We start from the raw sequence: 17457 nt of genomic DNA, 5'->3' as shown, positions 1-17457 counted from the left end.
GCGCCCGCGCAGCCGCGCGGGCGGCACACGGCGGCCCCATCCAATGAATTTCCAGACCTATCTCGATATCTTCCGCAACCGCCGCATCGGCGCCATGCTGATGCTGGGCTTTGCCTCGGGCCTGCCGCTGGCGCTGACCTCCGGCACCCTGCAGGCGTGGATGACGGTCGAAGGGCTGGACATCAAGACCATCGGCTTTTTCTCGCTGGTGGGCCAGGCCTATATCTTCAAGTTCCTGTGGGCGCCGCTGATGGACCGCTACACCCCGCCGCTGATGGGGCGCCGGCGCGGCTGGCTGCTGCTGACCCAGGTCGGGCTGGTGCTGGGCATCGCCGGCATGGCGTTCTGCCCGCCGCAGCAGGCGCTGTGGATGCTGGCGGCGCTGGCCACGCTGGTGGCCTTCCTGTCGGCGTCGCAGGACATTGTCTTCGATGCCTACAGCACCGATGTGCTGCGCCCGGCCGAGCGCGGCGCCGGCGCGGCGGTCAAGGTGCTGGGCTACCGGCTGGCGATGCTGGTCTCGGGCGGCCTGGCGCTGTGGCTGGCGGACCGCGTGCTGGGCTGGCAACAGACCTACCTGCTGATGGCGGCGCTGATGGGCGTGGGCATCCTGACGCTGCTGTGGGCGCCGGAGCCCGATGTGCCCGCGCGCGCGCCGCGCTCGCTGGAAGAGGCGGTGGTGGGCCCGCTGCGCGACTTCTTCGCGCGCCCCGGGGCCTGGTGGCTGCTGTTGCTGATCGTGCTGTACAAGCTCGGCGACGCCTTTGCCGGCAGCCTGTCGACCACCTTCCTGATCCGCGGCGCCGGCTTCTCGGCGGGCGAGGTCGGCATCGTCAACAAGACCCTGGGGCTGGCCGCGACCATCGTCGGCGCGCTGTTCGGCGGCACGCTGATGGTGCGGCTGGGCCTGTACCGCTCGCTGATGCTGTTCGGCGTGCTGCAGGCGGTGTCGAACCTGGGCTACTGGATCCTGGCGGTGACCCCGCCGCACCTGTGGACCATGGGCGCGACCATCGCGGTCGAGAACCTGTGCGGCGGCATGGGCACGGCGGCCTTCGTCGCGCTGCTGATGACGCTGTGCAACCGCTCGTTCTCGGCCACGCAGTACGCGCTGCTGTCGGCGCTGGCGTCGGTGGGCCGGGTCTATGTGGGCCCCACCTCCGGCTATATGGTCGAGGCCTGGGGCTGGGCGCCGTTCTATCTCGGCACCGTGGTGGTGGCGCTGCCCGGCGTGATGCTGCTCTGGGCGATGCGCCACACCGTGCACCGCTACGAGGCCCAGGCGCGCGAAGCGGTGGCCTGAGCCGCCGGCCAGCCTATTCCTTGTAGTAGACGATCTGGTGCGAGCTGGCGATCAGCTCGCCCGCGGCGCTCCACAGCTGCGCGCGCTGGTCGAAGAAGCCTTTCCGGAACACCTGCGCCTGCGCGCTGGCCAGCACATGGCTGTCGCCGAGCGCCGCCAGCGTGGCCGCGTCGGCGTGGAAATACGTGGTCATCGACACCGTCCCGGCCGGCACGAAGCCCGCGCGCTTGAGGAAGATGCGCGGGTAGAAGCTGTCGGCCCACGCCGCCACCGCGGCAAAGTCCGGCGTGCGCGCCGGCGCGTCGCGCAGCCAGAACTGGGTCAGGCTGTCGGGGTGCTCGGTGCCGGCCTCCGCGCTTGGCTTGGCGCCGCGCACGGGCCGCATGTCGTAAGCCTTGAGCCAGCGCACCGGCGCGAAGCCGCCCATGCGCGGCAGCGTGTCGGCGGCCGGCACCTGCGGCATCACCGCTTCGCCGCAGGCCCAGGTATCGCGCCGCAACGCGAACATCGCGGTGGCGGTGGTGGCCACGGCATCGCCCTGGCGCAGTTCCAGGGTCCAGTGCTGGGTCGAGCGGTTGGTGCGGACCGGCCGCGCCTCGATCTCGAACGGGCCCTCGGCGATCGGGCCGGCAAAGTTGACGGTCAGCGAGACCGGCTCGCCCAGGCGCTGCGGATGGTCCAGCGCCGCCTGCAGCAGCGTGGCGGCCGTGATGCCCCCGAACGGCCCGATCATGTTCCAGTACGCCGGCGTGGTGCGGCCCTGGAAGCGGTGTTCGCCGGCCGGCACCAGCGCCAGCGCGTCGTCGAAGGGATGGCGCTGGCTGTCGGCAGCGGCGGCGTGGATCTGTGGCGCAGTGGACATAACGGAAGCAGGCTGGTCTCGTTGGAATAGAACGATCGTTCGCTTAGCTGCCTACACTAACCGTAGTCAGCATTCCGGTCAAGCGCGGCTGTCCGCCGGCCCGCGCCCGCCCGCTTCATCCCTGCGCCCGCCGCGGCAACCGCAGCGTCCAGCCCAGCTGGTTGGCGACCACGCCGAGCAGCACCAGCGCCATGCCGGCCACCTGCAGCGGCCCCAGTACCACGCCGAACACCATCACGTCGAGGACGATCGCCACCAGCGGGTAGATGAATGACAGCGTGGCGATCGACACCACCGACAGCCGCTGGAACGCGCCATACAGCAGCGTGTACATCACGCCGGTATGCACCAGCCCGAGCGCCAGCAGCGCGGCCCAGGTGCCACCGCCATAGCTGCCCGCCGCCGGATGCGCCAGCGGCGCCAGCATCAGCACGCCCAGCACCATCTGCAGCCCGGCGATCTGGCCCGGCGGGATGGCCTGCAGCCGCCGCGTGGCCAGCGTGGTCACGGCGTACAGCAGCGCCGCGAGCAGGCCCAGGCCGATCCCGGCCAGCATCGACGCGCCGCCGGCGCCGTGCTCCAGCCCGGTGATCAGCATGACGCCGGCGAAGGCCAGCACCAGCCACGGCAGCCGCGCGAACGGAAACGGCTCGCGCTGCAGCACCGAGGTCAGCAGCAGCAGGAAGAACGGCTGGGTGTGGTAGACCACCGTGGCGATGGCAATGCCGCTGTACGCGTACGCCGAGAACAGCGCCAGCCAGTTGAGCACCAGTGTGACGCCGCCCAGTACCAGCCAGCCGGCCTGGGCGCGGGACATGCGCACCCAGCCACGCTGCAAGGTCAGCACGCCCAGCAGCGCGGCGCCGCCGAACAGGCAGCGGAAAAACACCACATCGAGCGGCGGCTGGCCGCTGGTCACCACGAACCAGCCGATGGTGCCGGACAGCACCATGGCGGCGGCCATGCGCCAGGCACCGCCCGGCTGGGGTTGTTGCGAAGGCATGAGGAACTCCGGTCAAGCGAATGGCCGCATTGTTTCATTCGTCGCGCAAGTCAACAATGCAGCCAGGACTCAATTAGTATTTGACTACAAGTCAAAACGAGGAGAATCGGCATGCTGGATGCGCCACTCAATGCGATGGCGGTGTTCGCGCGCGTGGTCGAGTGCGGCAGCTTCTCGGCCGCCGCGCAAGACCTGGGCATGACGCCGTCGGCGGTCAGCCGCCATGTCTCCCGGCTCGAGGCCCGGCTCGGCGCGAGCCTGCTGCAGCGGACCACGCGCGCGTTCGCGCTGACCGAGCTGGGCCAGTCGGTCTACGCCGCCTGCGCGCGCATGACCGCCGCCGCGCGCGAGGTCACCGCGCTTGCCGGCGAACACGGCGGCGCGCCGCACGGCGTGCTGCGCGTGAGCGCGCCGGTGTCGTTCGGGCAAGCCTGGCTGGCGCCGCGGCTGCCGTCGTTGCTGGCGAAGCATCCGGGACTGGACCTGCAGCTGACGCTGGCCGACCGCATGGTCGACCTGGTCGAAGAAGGGCTGGACGTGGCCGTGCGCATCGCCCGCGAACTGGCCCCCGGCCTGGCGGCGCGGCCGCTGCGCGAGGTCCGCTACCGGCTGGTGGCCTCGCCCGGTTACCTGGACCGCCATGGCGCGCCGGCTACGCCGGCCGACCTGCCGGCCGCGCGCTGCCTGTATCTCGGCTATGGCAATTTCGGCGAGCGCTGGACCCTGCGCCGCCAGGCGGGCGGCGACAAGGTGGAGGTCCGCATCCCGCCGCGGCTGACGCTGAACAACAGCCTGGCGATCATGAGCATGGTCGAGCGCGATGCCGGCATCGGGCTGGTGCCGGATTTCTCGCTGGGTGATGCGCTGGAACGGGGGCGCGTCGTTACCGTGCTGGGGGACTGGGACATCCTCGAGCCCTACATCGGCACGGCGTACGCGGTGTACACGCCGACGCGCCATGTCCCGCCCAAGGTGCGGGCCTTTGTCGACCACCTGGCTGCGAGCGCCGGCGATGCGCCGCGTTGAGAATTCGCCGGGTGGCAGGGCTTAGCCCCCGGCCTGCCCCAGCACCCGCCGCAGCAGCCACAGCATCGCCTCGCGCACGCTGCCGGCGTCGGCACCGGCCTCGATCTCCAGCGCGGCGCGGTCGAACGCCGCCGACAGCATCGGCGCCACGCCGTTTGCGGCCACGCCCGCTGCCTCCAGCCCCTCGCGCAGGGTGCGGGCGGCGTGGGCCTCGTCGAGGGCCAGCATCTCGCGCAATCCCAGCACCGCCGGCCCATCCACCAGCAGCAGGCGGGTGCGGCCGGGCACCGTCATCGCCTGCAGATAGGCTTGCGCCCCGCTCAGCAGCGCCTCGGCAGGGTCCTGCCCTGGCGGCGTGGCGGCTTCGATGTCGGCGGCGACGGCCGCGGCTTCTCGCGCCAGCACATGGCGGAACAGGTCGCGCTTGTCGGCGAAGTGGTGGTACAGCGCGCCGCGCGTGATGCCGGCGGCTGCGCAGACGTCGGGGGTCGAGGTCTCGGCGTAGCCGCGGCTGACGAACAGGGTGCGCGCCGCCTCCGCCAGGGCCTGGCGGGTGGCTTCGGTACGTTCACGATGGGTGCGGGCCACGTTCGGGTTCCTTGCAAACATGCAGCCTGTATCTTAATATCGATTTACATACAGGCTGTATGTATCTTAAGGAGCCCGGCATGAGAGTCACCAGCTATTACCCGGTCGTGATGACCGCCGACGTGGCCGGGACGGCTGCGTTCTACCAGCAGCATTTCGGCTTCACGGCCCTGTTCGCCAGCGACTGGTACGTGCACCTGCAACTGACAGACCAGCCAACGGTCAACCTCGCCGTGCTCGACGGCAGCCACGAGACCATCCCCGCCCCGGCCCGCGGCCAGCGCGCTCAGGGCTTGCTGCTGAATTTCGAGGTGGAAGACCCGGATGCGGTCCATGAGCGGCTGCGCGCGGCCGGGCTGCCGATCCTGCAGCCGCTGCGCGACGAAGCCTTCGGCCAGAGGCACTTCATCACCGCCGACCCCAACGGCGTGCTGATCGACATCATCAAGCCGATTCCGCCATCGGCGGAGTTCGCGGCGCAGTACCAGGCCGGCGCGCTGCCGGCCTAGGCGGCGCACCGGCTCAGGCGGCGCAGACCCGGTACACCGCCAGGCTGCCGCGCCAGTTGACGCCCCAGCTGACGGTCACGCCCTCGTGCATCACCACGCGGTCGATCACGCGCAGGCCGACCTTGGGCGCCAGCGCCTCGAAGTCGCTGATGGTCAGCACGCGCACGTTGGGGGTGTTGTACCACTGGTAAGGCAGCGATTCCGATACCGGCATGCGGCCGCGGAACACCGACAGCCGGTGCGGCCAGTAGCCGAAGTTGGGGAACGAGACGATGCACTCGCGCCCTACCCGCAGCGTGTCGCGCAGCACCTGCGCGGTGTTGTGGATGGTCTGCAGCGTCTGCGACAGGATTACCGTGTCGAAGCTCTTGTCCTCGAACAGCGCCAGCCCGCCCTCCAGGTTTTGCTGGATGACATGAACGCCCTTCTGCGCGCAGGCCAGCACGCCTTCGTCGCGAATCTCGATGCCGTAGGCCTGCACCGCGAGCTCGTCCTGCAGCACGCGCAGCAGGCTGCCATCGCCGCAGCCCAGGTCGAGCACGGTGGAGTTGGGTTCGATCCAGCGCGCGATCGCGCGGAAGTCGGGGCGCAGCGCCAGGATATTGGGATTGGCCAGGGCGTTCATGCGCCGATCTCCTCCGCGATGCGGTCGTAGTAGGCGCGCATCAGGTTGTGATAGCGCGGGTCGTCGAGCAGGAAGGCATCGTGGCCGTGCGGCGCGTCGATCTCGGCGTACGAGACCGGGCGCTTGTTGTCCAGCAGCGCCTTGACCAGTTCACGGCTGCGGCTCGGCGCGAAACGCCAGTCGGTGCCAAAGCTGGCCACCAGGAAGCTGGCCTTGGTCTGCGCCATGGCACGCGTCAGGTCGCCGCCGTGGGCGAGCGCGGGGTCGAAGTAGTCGAGCGCGCGCGTGATCAGCAGGTAGGTGTTGGCGTCGAAGTACTCGGCGAACTTGTCGCCCTGGTAGCGCAGGTAGCTTTCCACCTGGAACTCGACGTCGAACGAGAAGCGGATGTCCTCGCTCTTGAGCTCGCGGCCGAATTTCTCGGCCATGTCCTCGTCCGACAGGTAGGTGATATGGCCGATCATGCGCGCCACGCGCAGCCCGCGCTTGGGCTTGACGCCGTGCGCGTAGTAGTTGCCGCCGTGGAAGTCGGGGTCCGACAGGATCGCGCTACGCGCCACTTCGTTGAAGGCGATGTTCTGCGCCGACAGCTTGGGCGTGGACGCGATCACGATGCAGTGGCGCAGGCGCTCCGGGTACATCAGGCTCCAGGCCACCGCCTGCATGCCGCCCAGGCTGCCACCCATCACCGCGGCAAATTGCGTGATGCCGAAGGCGTCGGCCACGCGCGCCTGCGCATTGACCCAGTCTTCCACCGTGACCACCGGAAAGGCCGCGCCATAGGGGGCGCCGGTGGCCGGGTTCAGGCTCATCGGCCCGGTCGAGCCGAAGCACGAGCCCAGGTTGTTGATGCCGATGACGAAGAAGCGGTTGGTGTCGAGCGGCTTGCCCGGACCGACCATGTTGTCCCACCAGCCCACGTCGCGCGGGGCGTCGGCATAGACGCCGGCGACATGATGCGAGGCGTTCAGCGCGTGGCAGACCAGCACCGCATTGGAGCGGTCCGCGTTGAGCGTGCCGTAGGTCTCGACCATCAGGTCGTAGCCGGCGATGGACGAGCCGTTGCGCAGCTTCAGCGGCTCGGCAAAGTGCATGCGCTGCGGCGCGACCACGCCGACCGAATCGGGCGGCAGGTCGAACGCGGCAGGCGCGGCGGTCGGCAGGGCGACATCAGTCATGGAATCCGGCCCGTGGTGAACGGGCATAAAAAAACCCGACCGGCATTTGCGTATCAAGCGTCGCAGCCAAGTCGGGATTCGCTGGATTCCCTGCGGGATTCCGCGTGCCGGCGCCATCCACTGCCGTGGTGGCATGGGGCGCCGACCCAACCTCTTTAGCCGCATTTATAGTGGCGGGCCCCGGAGCTAGGTCCGTGGCCGCCGCGCGCCCGCAAGCCAGTCATCAAATCGGCGCGACCGGGCAATTATAGAGCAATCGGCCCGGCAGGTTGCATTCAGGCCAGCAGCACGCGCAGATGCGCCTCGGCATGGTCCGACGGCGACTTGCGGAAACCGCTCTTGGCATACCGATGCCACTGTCCTTGCACCGCCGCCATGATCAGCGCGGCGCGCGCGGGAACATCGGCCTCCGCCGGGAACGCGGCCTGGGTCACCGCCACCTTCAGGCACTGGCGCAGCGAAGCCTCGATGCGGTCCACCACCTGGTTGATGCGCTCCTGCAGGCGTTCGTGCTCGCCCACCAGCGCCTCGCCGGTCAGCACGCGCGTCATGCCCGGATTCTTTTCCGCGAACGACAGCAGCATGCGCACGATCGCGTGCGCCTGGCGCAGGCCGTGCTCTTCCTTGTCGGTGATCTGGTTGATCAGGCCGAACACGGTCTGCTCGATAAAGCCGATCAGCCCCTCGTACATCTGCGCCTTGCTGGCGAAATGCCGGTACAGCGCGGCCTCGGACACGCTCAGGCGCGCGGCCAGCGCCGCGGTGGTGATCTTCTCCCCGCGCGGGTGCTCCAGCATGGTCGCCAGCGTCTGCAGGATCTGCACGCGGCGCTCGCCGGGGCGCGGACGCTTGCGCGCCGGCGCCGCCGGCTGCTGGTCGGCGTCCGGCTCGCTGCCCGCGATGACCGCCTCTGGTTCGCGCCCGTTGCTTTGCGTCATGACCCGGTTCTCCGCATTCGTCGTTGGAGTTGATGCATCGATTGTACTTTTATGTCCACATAGGCCGGCCGGTTCGGCACGCGGGCGCGCACGCGCGGCACGTTGTCGGGCTGCGCCTGCGGCGCCTGGGTCTCGGCGGCCACCAGCGTCACCGAGCGCTCCTGCACGGCATGGCCGGCACGGCGGCGGTCCTCGGCCTCAAGCGTCGAGCGTACCGCGGCGTCGCGCCGGCTGCCGTCGTCATGTCCGGCAGCGGGCGCGGTGGGCACCAGGTGCGGGCGCGAGGGCGCGACCGTGCGCAGGTAGCCCGTCACCCACGCGGTGCGAATGCCGGTGCCGGCGTAGCGCTTCAGATGCGACACGGTGTCCTCCACCAGCACCGCGCGATGCGGCGCGATGCCCGCCTGCGCCAGCAGCCGGCGCAGCATGCGGCGGTCCGGCTTGGGCCGCAGGTGGCCGTGCACCCACATCTGCTCGATCGCCACCACGCGCTCGAAGCAATGGCGGATGCCGGCGATCTCCAGCACCGCGCGCGCATAGTCCTGCGGCGCGTTGGTGACCAGGATCTTGCGCCCGGGCAGGCGCCGCAGCTGCGCGGCCAGGCCGCGCCGGACCCGCACCATCTCGGCCAGCGCCGGGAACTCATGCGCGGCGCGCAGGAAATCCGCCGGGTCGACGCCGTGGTGGCGGATCATGCCGAGCAGCGTGGCGCCGTAGCGCTGCCAGTAGTCCACGCGCACGCGGCTGGCGGTGGCCTCGTCGCAGCCGAGCACGCGCGCCACGTACGCGGTCATCTGCCGGTTGATCGCCGGAAAGATCGCGTGCGAGGCGTCGTGCAGCGTGTTGTCGAGGTCGAACAGCCAGACCGTGCCGCCCGAGGTATCGCCCGCGGGGCGGCGGCGGAGGCGAGCGCGGACACGGCGCGGTGGGGGAAGACTGGAAGGCACGCCGGGCAACTCGGAGGGTGGTGGGATATGCCGGAGCGGCCGGCCGGGGCCGGCGCCGCTCCGGGGCTCCGCTCAGTGCGAGCGGATCATGGTGCCGAAGGCCTGCTCGGTCAGGATTTCCAGCAGCAGCGAATGCTCGATGCGGCCGTCGATGATGTGTACCGAATGCACGCCGCTCTTGGCCGCGTCCAGCGCCGACGAAATCTTCGGCAGCATGCCGCCCGAGATGGTGCCGTCGGCGAACAGCTCCTCGATCTCGCGCGCGGACAGGTCGGTCAGCAGGTTGCCCTTCTTGTCCATCACGCCCGGGATATTGGTCATCATCACCAGCTTCTCGGCCTTGAGAATCTCGGCCATCTTGCCGGCGACCACGTCGGCGTTGATGTTGTAGGCCTGGCCGTCGTCGGAGAAGCCGATCGGCGAGATCACCGGGATGAAGGCGTCGTCCTGCAGCGCCTTGACTACCGCCGGGTTGATCGCCTCGATGTCGCCGACATAGCCGATGTCGATGAACGCGCCCGGGTTCTCGCGGTCGGGCATCTGCAGGCGCTTGGCGCGGATCAGGCCGCCGTCCTTGCCGGTCAGGCCGACGGCCTGGCCGCCGTACTGGTTGATCAGCATCACGATGTCCTGCTGGACTTCACCGCCCAGCACCCATTCGACCACTTCCATGGTCTCTTCGTCGGTGACGCGCATGCCCTGCACGAAGGTGCCGACCTTGCCGACCTTCTTCAGCGCCTCGTCGATCTGCGGGCCGCCGCCGTGCACCACCACCGGATTCATGCCAACCAGCTTGAGCAGGATCACGTCGCGCGCGAAGCCGTGCTTGAGCTTCTCTTCGGTCATGGCATTGCCGCCGTACTTGACCACGATGGTCTTGCCGTGGAACTTGCGGATATACGGCAGCGCCTCGGCGAGGATCTCGGCCTTCAGTGCGGGAGCGATGGCGGCCACCGCGGTCGCGGCAGGCCCAGGGTTGTCGGCGTTCATGGGGGACATCCGTGAGAATCAACAGGTATGATGGCTAAGCCGCCGCGTCCCCGGGGGGAAGCCGGACGCACCGCCCCCGGGGATCGCCCGAAAGTGCGCCATCCGGCCACGGCAGGCGCCGATTTTACAAGAAACCGCGCGGGGCGAAAGCGTGCCGGCCCAACCGGGCACGGCGAAGCGGCCGCAAGCGGCCTGCGGGGCACCGGCGCGTTCCGTCGATGCAACAAGCGCGCGGCTTCCCGGCCCGCCGTCTCAGCCGTTTGGCCTGCGTCGCGGCGCAGTGTTCCCGAATCCTTGCACTTGCCATCATGTCCGCAGCCATCTGCCGCTTGCCCGACCGGACCCTGTCCCTGCCGCCAGCCCCACGGAGGCGGCCATGAGCGACGCCACCGCGGTGCTGGCCGGGCAGTTGCGCCCGGTCGAACATTGCAGCCGCTGCGGCGCCGGCTTTGTCTGCGGCTACGTCGCCGGGCTGCCCAGCTGCTGGTGCGCCAGCCAGCCGCTGCTGCCGGCGCGGCGGATCGTGCCCGGCCAGCACTGCCTGTGTCCGGCGTGCCTGGCGGCGCGTCAGCCGGCGGGTCAGGCGCCGGACTCCTGCCCCGATCCCGTACCCGATCCAGCGGCCGGCTGACGCGCCGGCGCGGCCGTCGCACCGCTGTCCCACTGCATCGCCAGCATCCCCGCGACGATCAGCGCGGCGCCCGCCAGTCGCGCCGGTGTCAGCGCACGCACCGCAAACCCGGCCAGGCCGAACTGGTCCACCAGCAGCGCGGCCAGCACCTGCCCGGCCACCACCGCGGCAATGAAGCCGGCCGCGCCCAGCCTGGGCGCCATGATCAGCGCGGCCGAGATATAGAACACCCCCAGCACCCCGCCGCTCCACAGCCAGGCCGGCGCCTGCGCCAGTGCCGCCGGCGACGGCAACGGCACCCGCATCAGCCACAGCACCGGCAGCAGCGCCACCAGGCTGACCAGCAGCGACACCAGCGTAGCCGACAGCGGGTGACCGAGCATGCGCCCGAGCGTGGCGTTGGCGCCGGCCTGGAACGGGATCGCGGCACCGGCCAGCACGGCGGTGCCCAGCGGCAGCCACAGCGATGCCGGGATCGAAAACGACAGCTGGGTGCCTGACATGGCGCGCTCCATAGGGCAAGATGCGATGCCAGCAGTTTGAAATATCGCTTTGCGAATTTCCAATTCTGCTTTCGTACGTTTAATATTCGCCGAATGAATAGCCTACGCGGAATCGACCTCAACCTGCTGGTGGTGCTGGAAGCGCTGCTGGCGGAGCGCCATATCTCCCGCGCCGCGCTGCGGCTGCACCTGAGCCAGCCGGCGGTCAGCCATGCGCTCGGGCGGCTGCGGCAGCTGCTCGATGACCCGATCCTGGTGCGCGGCAAGGGCGGGCTGGTGCTGAGCGCGCGCGCGCACGAGCTGTCGGGGCCGCTCGCCGAGGCGCTGGCGCAGGTGCGCATCCTGCTGGGGCCGAGTGGCTTCCAGCCGGCCACCGCGCGGCGTACCTTCCGCCTGGCGATGTCCGACTACGGCGCGCTGGTGGTGCTGCCGCGGCTGCTGCGCGCGGTGCGCAAGGCCGCGCCCAATATCGACCTGGTGGTGTCGCAGGCCAGCCGCGAGGGCATGACCGCGCAGGTGGCCGACGGCGAGATCGACATGGCGCTGGGGGTGTTCAGCCACCAGCCCGAAGGCGTGCAGTCGGCCGAGCTGTTCCGCGAGCGCTATGCCTGCGCGGTGGATGCCGCCACCGTGCGCGATACCGGCCGGCTCGACCAGGTGGCCTACCTGGCGCGCTCGCACGTGCTGGTCGCCACGCACAGCGAACGCATGGATGCGATCGACACGGCCGTGGCCAAACTGGGGGGCCGGCGCAAGATCGCCTGCGTGGTGCCGCACTGGAGCGTGGCGCCGGCGCTGATCGCCGGGACCAACCTGGTGCTGACCACCGCGCGGCGCAGCCTGGCCGCGCTCGAGGACGACCCGCGCTACGCCGTATTCGCGCCGCCGTTCGCGCTGGACGACTTCACCTTCAGCATGATCTGGCACCAGCGCACCGAGGCCGATCCCGCCCATGCCTGGCTGCGCGAGCGCGTGCTGGCGGCGGCGTCGAGCCCGGAAGCGGACGAGCCGATCAGCCTGCGCGGCTGACGGCTCGGCGCCGACAGGCCGGCCCGGCTGGTTGCTCGCTGGTAGCCACTCAGTGCTTGTGGTCGCCGTGGCCGCCGCTGGCCGCGGCTGGCACCATGCTGCGCACCTCGGCCGTGACCTTCTGCTCGACCACCTTGCCGCCCTGCTCGATCTTCAGCGTGATGGGCACGGTATCGCCGGGCTTGAGCTGGGCCTTCAGGTCCATCAGCATCACGTGGTAGCCGCCCGGCTTCAGTTCGACGTTCTGCATCCTGGGCAGGTCCAGCGACTTGAGCTGGCGCATGCGCATCACGTTGCCTTCCATCTTCATCTCGTGCAGCTCGGCCGCCGCCAGCGGCGACGAGACGCCGACCAGCTTCGCGTCCTGGTGCGCATGCAGCACCATGAAGGCGCCGGAAGCGGTCTGGGTCGGCACCGTGCCACGCACCCAGGCGTTGCTGACATCGACCTGGGCCAGCGCGGCGCCCGATGCCAGCGAGGCGGCGAGGGCAAAGGAAGCGGCCAGCGTGGCCGGACGGAATTTGGCTTGCATCAAAGGCTCTCCTGAAAGCAGACATTAGACCATGCGGGGACCGCCCACGCCCGGGCCCGCCGGGGCCGCCCGGCACGCGCGATCGACAACGCAACCAGCCAGTCTGGCAGCCGCCGCGGCGGCCCGCCAATGCGGCAAGGTGTCGCACGCGCCGGCGCCCCGCGGCGGCATTGATACACTCGCGCCATGCGCCCCGCCCCAGCCATGACCCGCCTGCCCGACTTTCCCTTCCTGTCGCCCCTGCCGGCCGGCAGTTCGGCGCGCCATGGCCAGGTCACGCTGCGCCGGCTGTTCTGGCTGCGCTGGGCGCTGCTGGGCGGACAGGCGCTGACCGTGCTGGTGTGCGAGCCGATTGCCGGCATCCGCCTGCCCTACACGCCGCTGCTGGTGGTGCTGGGGCTGCAGGCGCTGTTCAACCTGCTCACCGGGCTGCGGCTGCGCCAGCACACGCGGCGCAACAGCGCACCCGGCGAGGCCGAGCTGATGGGCCAGCTGCTGGTCGACCTGACCGCGCTGTCGGCGATCCTGTTCTATACCGGTGGCGCCACCAACCCGTTCGTCTCGTTCTACCTGCCGGGGCTTGCCATTGCCGCGGCCATCCTGCCGTGGCGCCAGGTGATCGCGCTGGCGCTGTACGCGCTGGCCTGCTACACGGTGCTGCTGATCGAATACGTGCCGCTGGACCTGCACAACCCGGACAACGCGGTGACCTACCACCTGGCCGGCATGTGGCTGAACTTTGTCGCCAGCGCGGTGATGATCGCGCTGTTCGTGGCGCGCCTCTCGGGTGTGCTGCGCCAGCGCGAGGCGCAGCTGAACCTGGCGCGCGAGCAGCTGCTGCGCGAAGCGCGCGTCGAAGACCTGAACGGCCAGGCCGCGGCGGTCGCGCATGAAATCGGCACGCCGCTGGCCACACTGGCAGTCATTGCCGGCGAGCTACGCGCCGATGCCTCCGACGCGGGCCGCGGCGCCGCCGCCATCAGCGGCTACCTGCCCGACCTGCAGACCATGGAACAGCAGCTGGCGCTGTGCCGCTCGACCCTGGCGCGGCTGCGCGAAGACCCGGCCACGCTGGCGCCGCAGCGCATCGACGGCTGGCTGCCGGCGTTTGCCGAGCGCTGGCAGCTGCGCCATCCCAATGCCAGCCTGCAGGCCGTGGCCACGCCGGGCGCCGGCGCGCAGGCGGTGGAAACCGCGCGCGTCGGCCAGATCCTGACCATCCTGCTGGACAACGCCGCGCGCAGCCAGCAGGCCGCCGGCCGCGGCGCGCAGCCGCTGCAGCTGCAGATCGCCATGGCTCCGGGCAACACCGCGCCATGGCTGTCGTTCCGCGTCGCCGACCACGGCGACGGCATCCCTGAAGCGCTGCGCGGCCAGCTCGGCGAGACCCCGGTGGCCAGCCAGCACGGCGGCCAGGGCATCGGCCTGTACCTGGCGCAAAGCGCCGCCCGGCAGATGGGCGGCGAACTCGCCTGGCATGACCGCCCGGGCGGCGGCACCGTCGCCGAACTGCGCCTGCCCGCGCTCTCCACGCTTTCCGCATCGGCGGCCCCGGCCGCGACCGTGCCCTCTGCCTTATGAACGAACCCCTCACCCCGGTACCCGAAGCCACCGCACCGGCCGGCACGCCCTTCCTGGTGATCGACGACGATGAAGTCTTTGCCGGCACGCTGGCGCGCGCGCTGACGCGCCGCGGCTACGCCGTGGCGGTGGCGCATGACGGCCGCACCGCGCTGGCGCTGGCGGCGCGCACCGACTTTGCCTATGTCACGCTGGACCTGCACCTGGAGCCGCCACCCGAAGCCGGCAGCACCGCCCCCGCCGAGTCCGGGCTGCAGCTGGTGGCGCCGCTGCGCCAGGCCCTGCCCGACGCGCGCATCCTGATCCTGACCGGCTACGCCAGCATCGCCACCGCGGTGGCGGCGGTCAAGCAGGGCGCCGACGAATACCTGGCCAAGCCGGCCAATGTCGATTCGATCCTGACCGCGCTGATGGCGGGCGTGTCGGAAGACGCGGCGCAGGCCGCGCTGGAAGAGCCGGTGCCGCTGTCGGTGGCGCGGCTGGAGTGGGAGCATATCCAGCGCGTGCTGGCCGAGCACGGCGGCAATATCTCCGCCACCGCGCGCGCGCTGAACATGCACCGGCGCACCTTGCAGCGCAAGCTGGGCAAGCGGCCGGTATCACGCTGACGGCGCTACCCCCGATCATGCAAAAGGCCGCGCAGTGCGCGGCCTTTCCACGTGGTGCTGCGGGGCATGGCATCGCGCCGCCTTACAGGCGCAGCTGGACGTAGTCCCAGTCGAGGCCGTCGGCACCATCGGGCGGCGCGCCGCTGTCGGCAATGCGCATGGCATCGCCGGCGTGGCGGTCCGCCAGCGTGAACAGCGCGCCCGAATCCAGTGCCAGCGTCGCCGCCGCGGCGGCGGCCGCGCCCAGGGTGCCCGCTTGCGCGGCGGCGGCGGCCGGCATCGCCGGACGAATGCAAAGGAAGGCCGTGGCAGCGGCCAGCGCGGCCAGCAGGCCGCCGGTGGCGAGCACCACCCGGCGGGTCTTGTAATGGATCATGTGATTTCTCCTGCCAGTGGGTTGAGGGGGATGCGGTGGCTCCCGCACCGGTCAATCGACCGTCAAGGTGCGCAAGGGTCGCATCGCCCGGCAACGCCCGCCAGCGGGCTTACCAATGCTTACGAGCCTTACCGGGATGTGGCAGGTAGAAACGCACGGACATGAAAAAAGGCGCACCGCGGTGCGCCTTTCATTTGCCATGCGGCGGCGGGCTTTACAGCACGTAGCGCGACAGGTCCTCGTTGCCGGCCAGGTCGCCCAGGCGCTCGTCCACGTACGCCGCGTCGATGGTCACGGTCTCGCCGGAAGACTTGCTGGCGTGGAACGACAGGTCCTCCAGCAGCCGCTCCATCACCGTGTAGAGCCGGCGCGCGCCGATGTTCTCGACCTTCTCGTTGACCGAGAACGCGATCTCGGCCAGCCGGCGGATGCCGTCCGGCGCGAACACCAGGTTGACCTCTTCGGTGTTCAGCAGCGCCTGGTACTGCTTGGTCAGGCTGGCATCGGTCTGCGTCAGGATGGCCTCGAAGTCCTGCACCGACAGGGACTCGAGCTCGACGCGGATCGGGAAGCGGCCCTGCAGCTCGGGGATCAGGTCGCTCGGCTTGGACAGGTGGAACGCGCCCGAGGCGATGAACAGGATATGGTCGGTCTTGATCATGCCGTACTTGGTGTTCACCGTGGTGCCCTCGACCAGCGGCAGCAGGTCGCGCTGCACGCCCTGGCGCGACACCTCGCCGCCGCCGATATCGCTGCGGCTGGCGATCTTGTCGATCTCGTCCAGGAACACGATGCCGTTCTGCTCGACGTTGGCGATGGCCTTGTGCTTCAGTTCCTCGTCATTGACCAGCTTGGCGGCCTCTTCGTCGATCAGCAGCTTGAACGCTTCCTTGACCTTCATCTTGCGGCGCGCCTTCTTGCCCTGGCCCAGGCCGGCAAACATCGAGCGGATCTGCTCGGTCATGTCTTCCATGCCCGGCGGGCCCATGATGTCCATGCTCGGCATGCCGGCGGAGACCTCGAGCTCGATGTCCTTGTCGTCGAGCTGGCCCTCGCGCAGCTTCTTGCGGAACACCTGGCGCGTGTTGGAATCCTTCTCTTCCGGCTGCGAGAAGCCGATGTCGCGCGGCGGCGGCAGCAGCACGTCGAGCAGCCGGTCCTCGGCGGCGTCCTCGGCCTTGGTGCGCACCTTCTTCATCTCGGATTCGCGGGTCTGCTTGATCGCCATCTCGGCGAGGTCGCGCACGATGGTGTCGACGTCGCGGCCGACATAGCCCACCTCGGTGAACTTGGTGGCCTCGATCTTGATGAAGGGCGCGTCGGCCAGCTTGGCCAGGCGCCGCGCGATCTCGGTCTTGCCGACGCCGGTCGGCCCGATCATCAGGATGTTCTTGGGGGTGATTTCCTGGCGCAGCGGCTCGGCCACCTGCTGGCGGCGCCAGCGGTTGCGCAGCGCCACCGCCACGGCCTTCTTGGCCTTGTTCTGGCCGATGATGTGCTTGTCGAGTTCGGAAACGATTTCCGACGGGGTCATGGTGTGCGACATGGTATCCGTTCAGTTGGGGCGCGGTGCGCGGGGGGCGTACGCCGGGCCCCGCTGGTGCCAGCGGCTTATTCCAGCGTCTCGATGACGAAATTGGTGTTGGTATAGATGCAGAGCTCGCCGGCGATGGTCAGCGCCTTTTCGACCACGTCCTTGGGCGCCATCTCGGTGTTCTCCATCAGCGCCTTGGCCGCCGACTGCGCATACGCGCCGCCCGAGCCGATCGCGGCGATGCCGCCTTCGGGATCCAGCACGTCGCCGTTGCCGGTGATGACCAGCGTGGTGTCGCGGTCGGCGGTGATCAGCATGGCCTCGAGCCGGCGCAGCGCGCGGTCCGAGCGCCAGTCCTTGGCGAGGTCGACCGCGGCGCGCGTCAGGTTGCCCTGGTATTTCTCGAGCTTGGCCTCGAAGCGGTCCAGCAGCGAGAAGGCGTCGGCGGTGCTGCCGGCAAAGCCGACCAGCACCTTGCCGTTGTAGATGCGGCGCACCTTGCGCGCGGTGCCCTTCATCACGATATTGCCGAGCGTGACCTGACCATCACCGCCCAGCGCGACCTGATTGCCGCGGCGGACGCTGACGATGGTAGTGCCGTGATACTGTTCCATGGTGGCTTCCGTGAATATGTCAGGACCGTAGTTGGCGACGCCCCCGCGCGGTTTCAAGGCCTGTCGCGCAGCCAGCCGCG

At 69.8% G+C, this 17457-nt stretch carries 20 protein-coding genes; 7 read left to right on the top strand and 13 right to left on the bottom strand.

Translation table 11 applies throughout. The features are described from left to right. Positions 1–43: 43 nt before the first annotated feature. Positions 44–1303 (top strand): muropeptide transporter, encoded by a 1260-nt coding sequence (locus tag A3AG_RS0106590; protein WP_018004656.1) that lies wholly within the window; start codon positions 44–46, stop codon positions 1301–1303. A 13-nt stretch (positions 1304–1316) separates the two neighbouring features. Here A3AG_RS0106590 and A3AG_RS0106585 read toward each other — a convergent pair whose 3' ends face one another. Together A3AG_RS0106585 and A3AG_RS0106580 are read right to left on the bottom strand one after the other, a co-directional pair. After that, the gene (locus A3AG_RS0106585) at positions 1317–2165 is read right to left on the bottom strand and encodes an acyl-CoA thioesterase (protein ID WP_018004655.1); all 849 of its coding nucleotides are present in this window, start codon (positions 2163–2165) and stop codon (positions 1317–1319) included. A gap of 115 nt (positions 2166–2280) precedes the next feature. Then, positions 2281–3168, bottom strand: a complete 888-nt coding sequence (locus A3AG_RS0106580) for a DMT family transporter (RefSeq protein ID WP_018004654.1) — start codon at positions 3166–3168, stop codon at positions 2281–2283. Between the two features lie 111 nt (positions 3169–3279). Here A3AG_RS0106580 and A3AG_RS0106575 point away from each other — a divergent pair, with 111 nt between their 5' ends. Continuing rightward, entirely contained in the window at positions 3280–4194 is a 915-nt protein-coding gene (locus A3AG_RS0106575; RefSeq protein WP_018004653.1) for a LysR family transcriptional regulator, read from the top strand. Between the two features lie 21 nt (positions 4195–4215). On the opposite strand, the gene A3AG_RS0106570 is transcribed toward A3AG_RS0106575, so the two are convergent. Then, on the bottom strand, positions 4216–4803 hold the full coding sequence (locus tag A3AG_RS0106570) for a TetR/AcrR family transcriptional regulator (RefSeq protein ID WP_026164001.1): 588 nt from the start codon (positions 4801–4803) through the stop codon (positions 4216–4218). A gap of 59 nt (positions 4804–4862) precedes the next feature. Here A3AG_RS0106570 and A3AG_RS0106565 point away from each other — a divergent pair, with 59 nt between their 5' ends. Next, a complete protein-coding gene (locus A3AG_RS0106565) occupies positions 4863–5291 on the top strand; it encodes a VOC family protein (RefSeq protein ID WP_018004651.1) in 429 nt (142 codons plus the stop codon). 13 nt (positions 5292–5304) lie between these two features. Here the strand turns inward: A3AG_RS0106565 and metW are convergent, their stop codons facing one another. From metW to argB, 5 genes are all read right to left on the bottom strand, one after another. Further along, on the bottom strand, positions 5305–5916 hold the full coding sequence (metW, locus tag A3AG_RS0106560) for a methionine biosynthesis protein MetW (protein WP_018004650.1): 612 nt from the start codon (positions 5914–5916) through the stop codon (positions 5305–5307). Continuing rightward, positions 5913–7094: a homoserine O-succinyltransferase MetX gene (gene metX, locus A3AG_RS0106555; RefSeq protein ID WP_018004649.1), complete on the bottom strand. Its 1182-nt coding sequence runs from the start codon at positions 7092–7094 to the stop codon at positions 5913–5915. The genes metW and metX overlap by 4 nt, the downstream gene beginning before the upstream one ends. Positions 7095–7369: 275 nt before the next feature. Beyond that, positions 7370–8032, bottom strand: coding sequence for a nucleoid occlusion factor SlmA (slmA, locus tag A3AG_RS0106550; protein WP_018004648.1), 663 nt, complete (start codon positions 8030–8032; stop codon positions 7370–7372). Beyond that, complete coding sequence (locus A3AG_RS0106545) at positions 8029–8979, bottom strand: pyrimidine 5'-nucleotidase (RefSeq protein WP_026164000.1); 951 nt, start codon at positions 8977–8979, stop codon at positions 8029–8031. The genes slmA and A3AG_RS0106545 overlap by 4 nt, the downstream gene beginning before the upstream one ends. Before the next feature lie 72 nt (positions 8980–9051). Continuing rightward, positions 9052–9969 (bottom strand): acetylglutamate kinase, encoded by a 918-nt coding sequence (gene argB / locus A3AG_RS0106540; protein WP_039008462.1) that lies wholly within the window; start codon positions 9967–9969, stop codon positions 9052–9054. Between the two features lie 376 nt (positions 9970–10345). Here argB and A3AG_RS33230 point away from each other — a divergent pair, with 376 nt between their 5' ends. Continuing rightward, positions 10346–10600: a cysteine-rich CWC family protein gene (locus tag A3AG_RS33230; protein ID WP_018004646.1), complete on the top strand. Its 255-nt coding sequence runs from the start codon at positions 10346–10348 to the stop codon at positions 10598–10600. Here A3AG_RS33230 and A3AG_RS0106530 read toward each other — a convergent pair. Then, a complete protein-coding gene (locus tag A3AG_RS0106530; RefSeq protein ID WP_026163999.1) occupies positions 10549–11103 on the bottom strand; it encodes a DMT family transporter in 555 nt (184 codons plus the stop codon). The genes A3AG_RS33230 and A3AG_RS0106530 overlap by 52 nt on opposite strands. Positions 11104–11196: 93 nt before the next feature. Between A3AG_RS0106530 and A3AG_RS0106525 the strand changes: the two genes are divergently transcribed. Beyond that, positions 11197–12132 (top strand): LysR family transcriptional regulator, encoded by a 936-nt coding sequence (locus A3AG_RS0106525; protein WP_018004644.1) that lies wholly within the window; start codon positions 11197–11199, stop codon positions 12130–12132. A gap of 49 nt (positions 12133–12181) precedes the next feature. Here the strand turns inward: A3AG_RS0106525 and A3AG_RS0106520 are convergent, their stop codons facing one another. After that, positions 12182–12664, bottom strand: a complete 483-nt coding sequence (locus A3AG_RS0106520) for a copper chaperone PCu(A)C (protein ID WP_018004643.1) — start codon at positions 12662–12664, stop codon at positions 12182–12184. 186 nt (positions 12665–12850) lie between these two features. Here A3AG_RS0106520 and A3AG_RS0106515 point away from each other — a divergent pair, with 186 nt between their 5' ends. Then, positions 12851–14245 carry an ATP-binding protein gene (locus tag A3AG_RS0106515; protein WP_018004642.1) on the top strand — a complete coding sequence of 465 codons (1395 nt, stop codon included), beginning with the start codon at positions 12851–12853 and terminating at the stop codon, positions 14243–14245. Then, on the top strand, positions 14242–14853 hold the full coding sequence (locus A3AG_RS0106510) for a response regulator transcription factor (RefSeq protein ID WP_018004641.1): 612 nt from the start codon (positions 14242–14244) through the stop codon (positions 14851–14853). The genes A3AG_RS0106515 and A3AG_RS0106510 overlap by 4 nt, the downstream gene beginning before the upstream one ends. 82 nt (positions 14854–14935) lie before the next feature. Here the strand turns inward: A3AG_RS0106510 and A3AG_RS0106505 are convergent, their stop codons facing one another. From A3AG_RS0106505 to hslV, 3 genes are all read right to left on the bottom strand, one after another. Then, the gene (locus tag A3AG_RS0106505; RefSeq protein WP_018004640.1) at positions 14936–15229 is read right to left on the bottom strand and encodes a hypothetical protein; all 294 of its coding nucleotides are present in this window, start codon (positions 15227–15229) and stop codon (positions 14936–14938) included. A gap of 214 nt (positions 15230–15443) precedes the next feature. After that, positions 15444–16775: an ATP-dependent protease ATPase subunit HslU gene (hslU, locus tag A3AG_RS0106500; RefSeq protein ID WP_018004639.1), complete on the bottom strand. Its 1332-nt coding sequence runs from the start codon at positions 16773–16775 to the stop codon at positions 15444–15446. Positions 16776–16840: 65 nt separating this feature from the next. After that, a complete protein-coding gene (gene hslV, locus A3AG_RS0106495; RefSeq protein ID WP_012351483.1) occupies positions 16841–17377 on the bottom strand; it encodes an ATP-dependent protease subunit HslV in 537 nt (178 codons plus the stop codon). Positions 17378–17457 lie beyond the last annotated feature (80 nt).

The organism is Cupriavidus neocaledonicus (genome assembly GCF_000372525.1).
In the GTDB taxonomy this organism is placed as follows: domain Bacteria; phylum Pseudomonadota; class Gammaproteobacteria; order Burkholderiales; family Burkholderiaceae; genus Cupriavidus; species Cupriavidus neocaledonicus.
This window is presented reverse-complemented; position numbering and strand designations above follow the sequence as displayed.

What these genes read in the sequence shown, in the direction of transcription:
- metX (WP_018004649.1), bottom strand. Translation starts at nt 7,094, where the DNA reads ATGACTGATGTCGCCCTGCCGACCGCCGCGCCTGCCGCGTTCGACCTG.
- A3AG_RS0106570 (WP_026164001.1), bottom strand. Translation starts at nt 4,803, where the DNA reads ATGTTTGCAAGGAACCCGAACGTGGCCCGCACCCATCGTGAACGTACC.
- metW (WP_018004650.1), bottom strand. Translation starts at nt 5,916, where the DNA reads ATGAACGCCCTGGCCAATCCCAATATCCTGGCGCTGCGCCCCGACTTC.
- slmA (WP_018004648.1), bottom strand. Translation starts at nt 8,032, where the DNA reads ATGACGCAAAGCAACGGGCGCGAACCAGAGGCGGTCATCGCGGGCAGC.
- A3AG_RS33230 (WP_018004646.1), top strand. Translation starts at nt 10,346, where the DNA reads ATGAGCGACGCCACCGCGGTGCTGGCCGGGCAGTTGCGCCCGGTCGAA.
- A3AG_RS0106515 (WP_018004642.1), top strand. Translation starts at nt 12,851, where the DNA reads ATGCGCCCCGCCCCAGCCATGACCCGCCTGCCCGACTTTCCCTTCCTG.
- A3AG_RS0106530 (WP_026163999.1), bottom strand. Translation starts at nt 11,103, where the DNA reads ATGTCAGGCACCCAGCTGTCGTTTTCGATCCCGGCATCGCTGTGGCTG.
- hslV (WP_012351483.1), bottom strand. Translation starts at nt 17,377, where the DNA reads ATGGAACAGTATCACGGCACTACCATCGTCAGCGTCCGCCGCGGCAAT.
- A3AG_RS0106505 (WP_018004640.1), bottom strand. Translation starts at nt 15,229, where the DNA reads ATGATCCATTACAAGACCCGCCGGGTGGTGCTCGCCACCGGCGGCCTG.
- A3AG_RS0106585 (WP_018004655.1), bottom strand. Translation starts at nt 2,165, where the DNA reads ATGTCCACTGCGCCACAGATCCACGCCGCCGCTGCCGACAGCCAGCGC.
- A3AG_RS0106590 (WP_018004656.1), top strand. Translation starts at nt 44, where the DNA reads ATGAATTTCCAGACCTATCTCGATATCTTCCGCAACCGCCGCATCGGC.
- A3AG_RS0106565 (WP_018004651.1), top strand. Translation starts at nt 4,863, where the DNA reads ATGAGAGTCACCAGCTATTACCCGGTCGTGATGACCGCCGACGTGGCC.
- A3AG_RS0106510 (WP_018004641.1), top strand. Translation starts at nt 14,242, where the DNA reads ATGAACGAACCCCTCACCCCGGTACCCGAAGCCACCGCACCGGCCGGC.
- A3AG_RS0106525 (WP_018004644.1), top strand. Translation starts at nt 11,197, where the DNA reads ATGAATAGCCTACGCGGAATCGACCTCAACCTGCTGGTGGTGCTGGAA.
- A3AG_RS0106575 (WP_018004653.1), top strand. Translation starts at nt 3,280, where the DNA reads ATGCTGGATGCGCCACTCAATGCGATGGCGGTGTTCGCGCGCGTGGTC.
- A3AG_RS0106580 (WP_018004654.1), bottom strand. Translation starts at nt 3,168, where the DNA reads ATGCCTTCGCAACAACCCCAGCCGGGCGGTGCCTGGCGCATGGCCGCC.
- hslU (WP_018004639.1), bottom strand. Translation starts at nt 16,775, where the DNA reads ATGTCGCACACCATGACCCCGTCGGAAATCGTTTCCGAACTCGACAAG.
- A3AG_RS0106520 (WP_018004643.1), bottom strand. Translation starts at nt 12,664, where the DNA reads ATGCAAGCCAAATTCCGTCCGGCCACGCTGGCCGCTTCCTTTGCCCTC.
- argB (WP_039008462.1), bottom strand. Translation starts at nt 9,969, where the DNA reads ATGAACGCCGACAACCCTGGGCCTGCCGCGACCGCGGTGGCCGCCATC.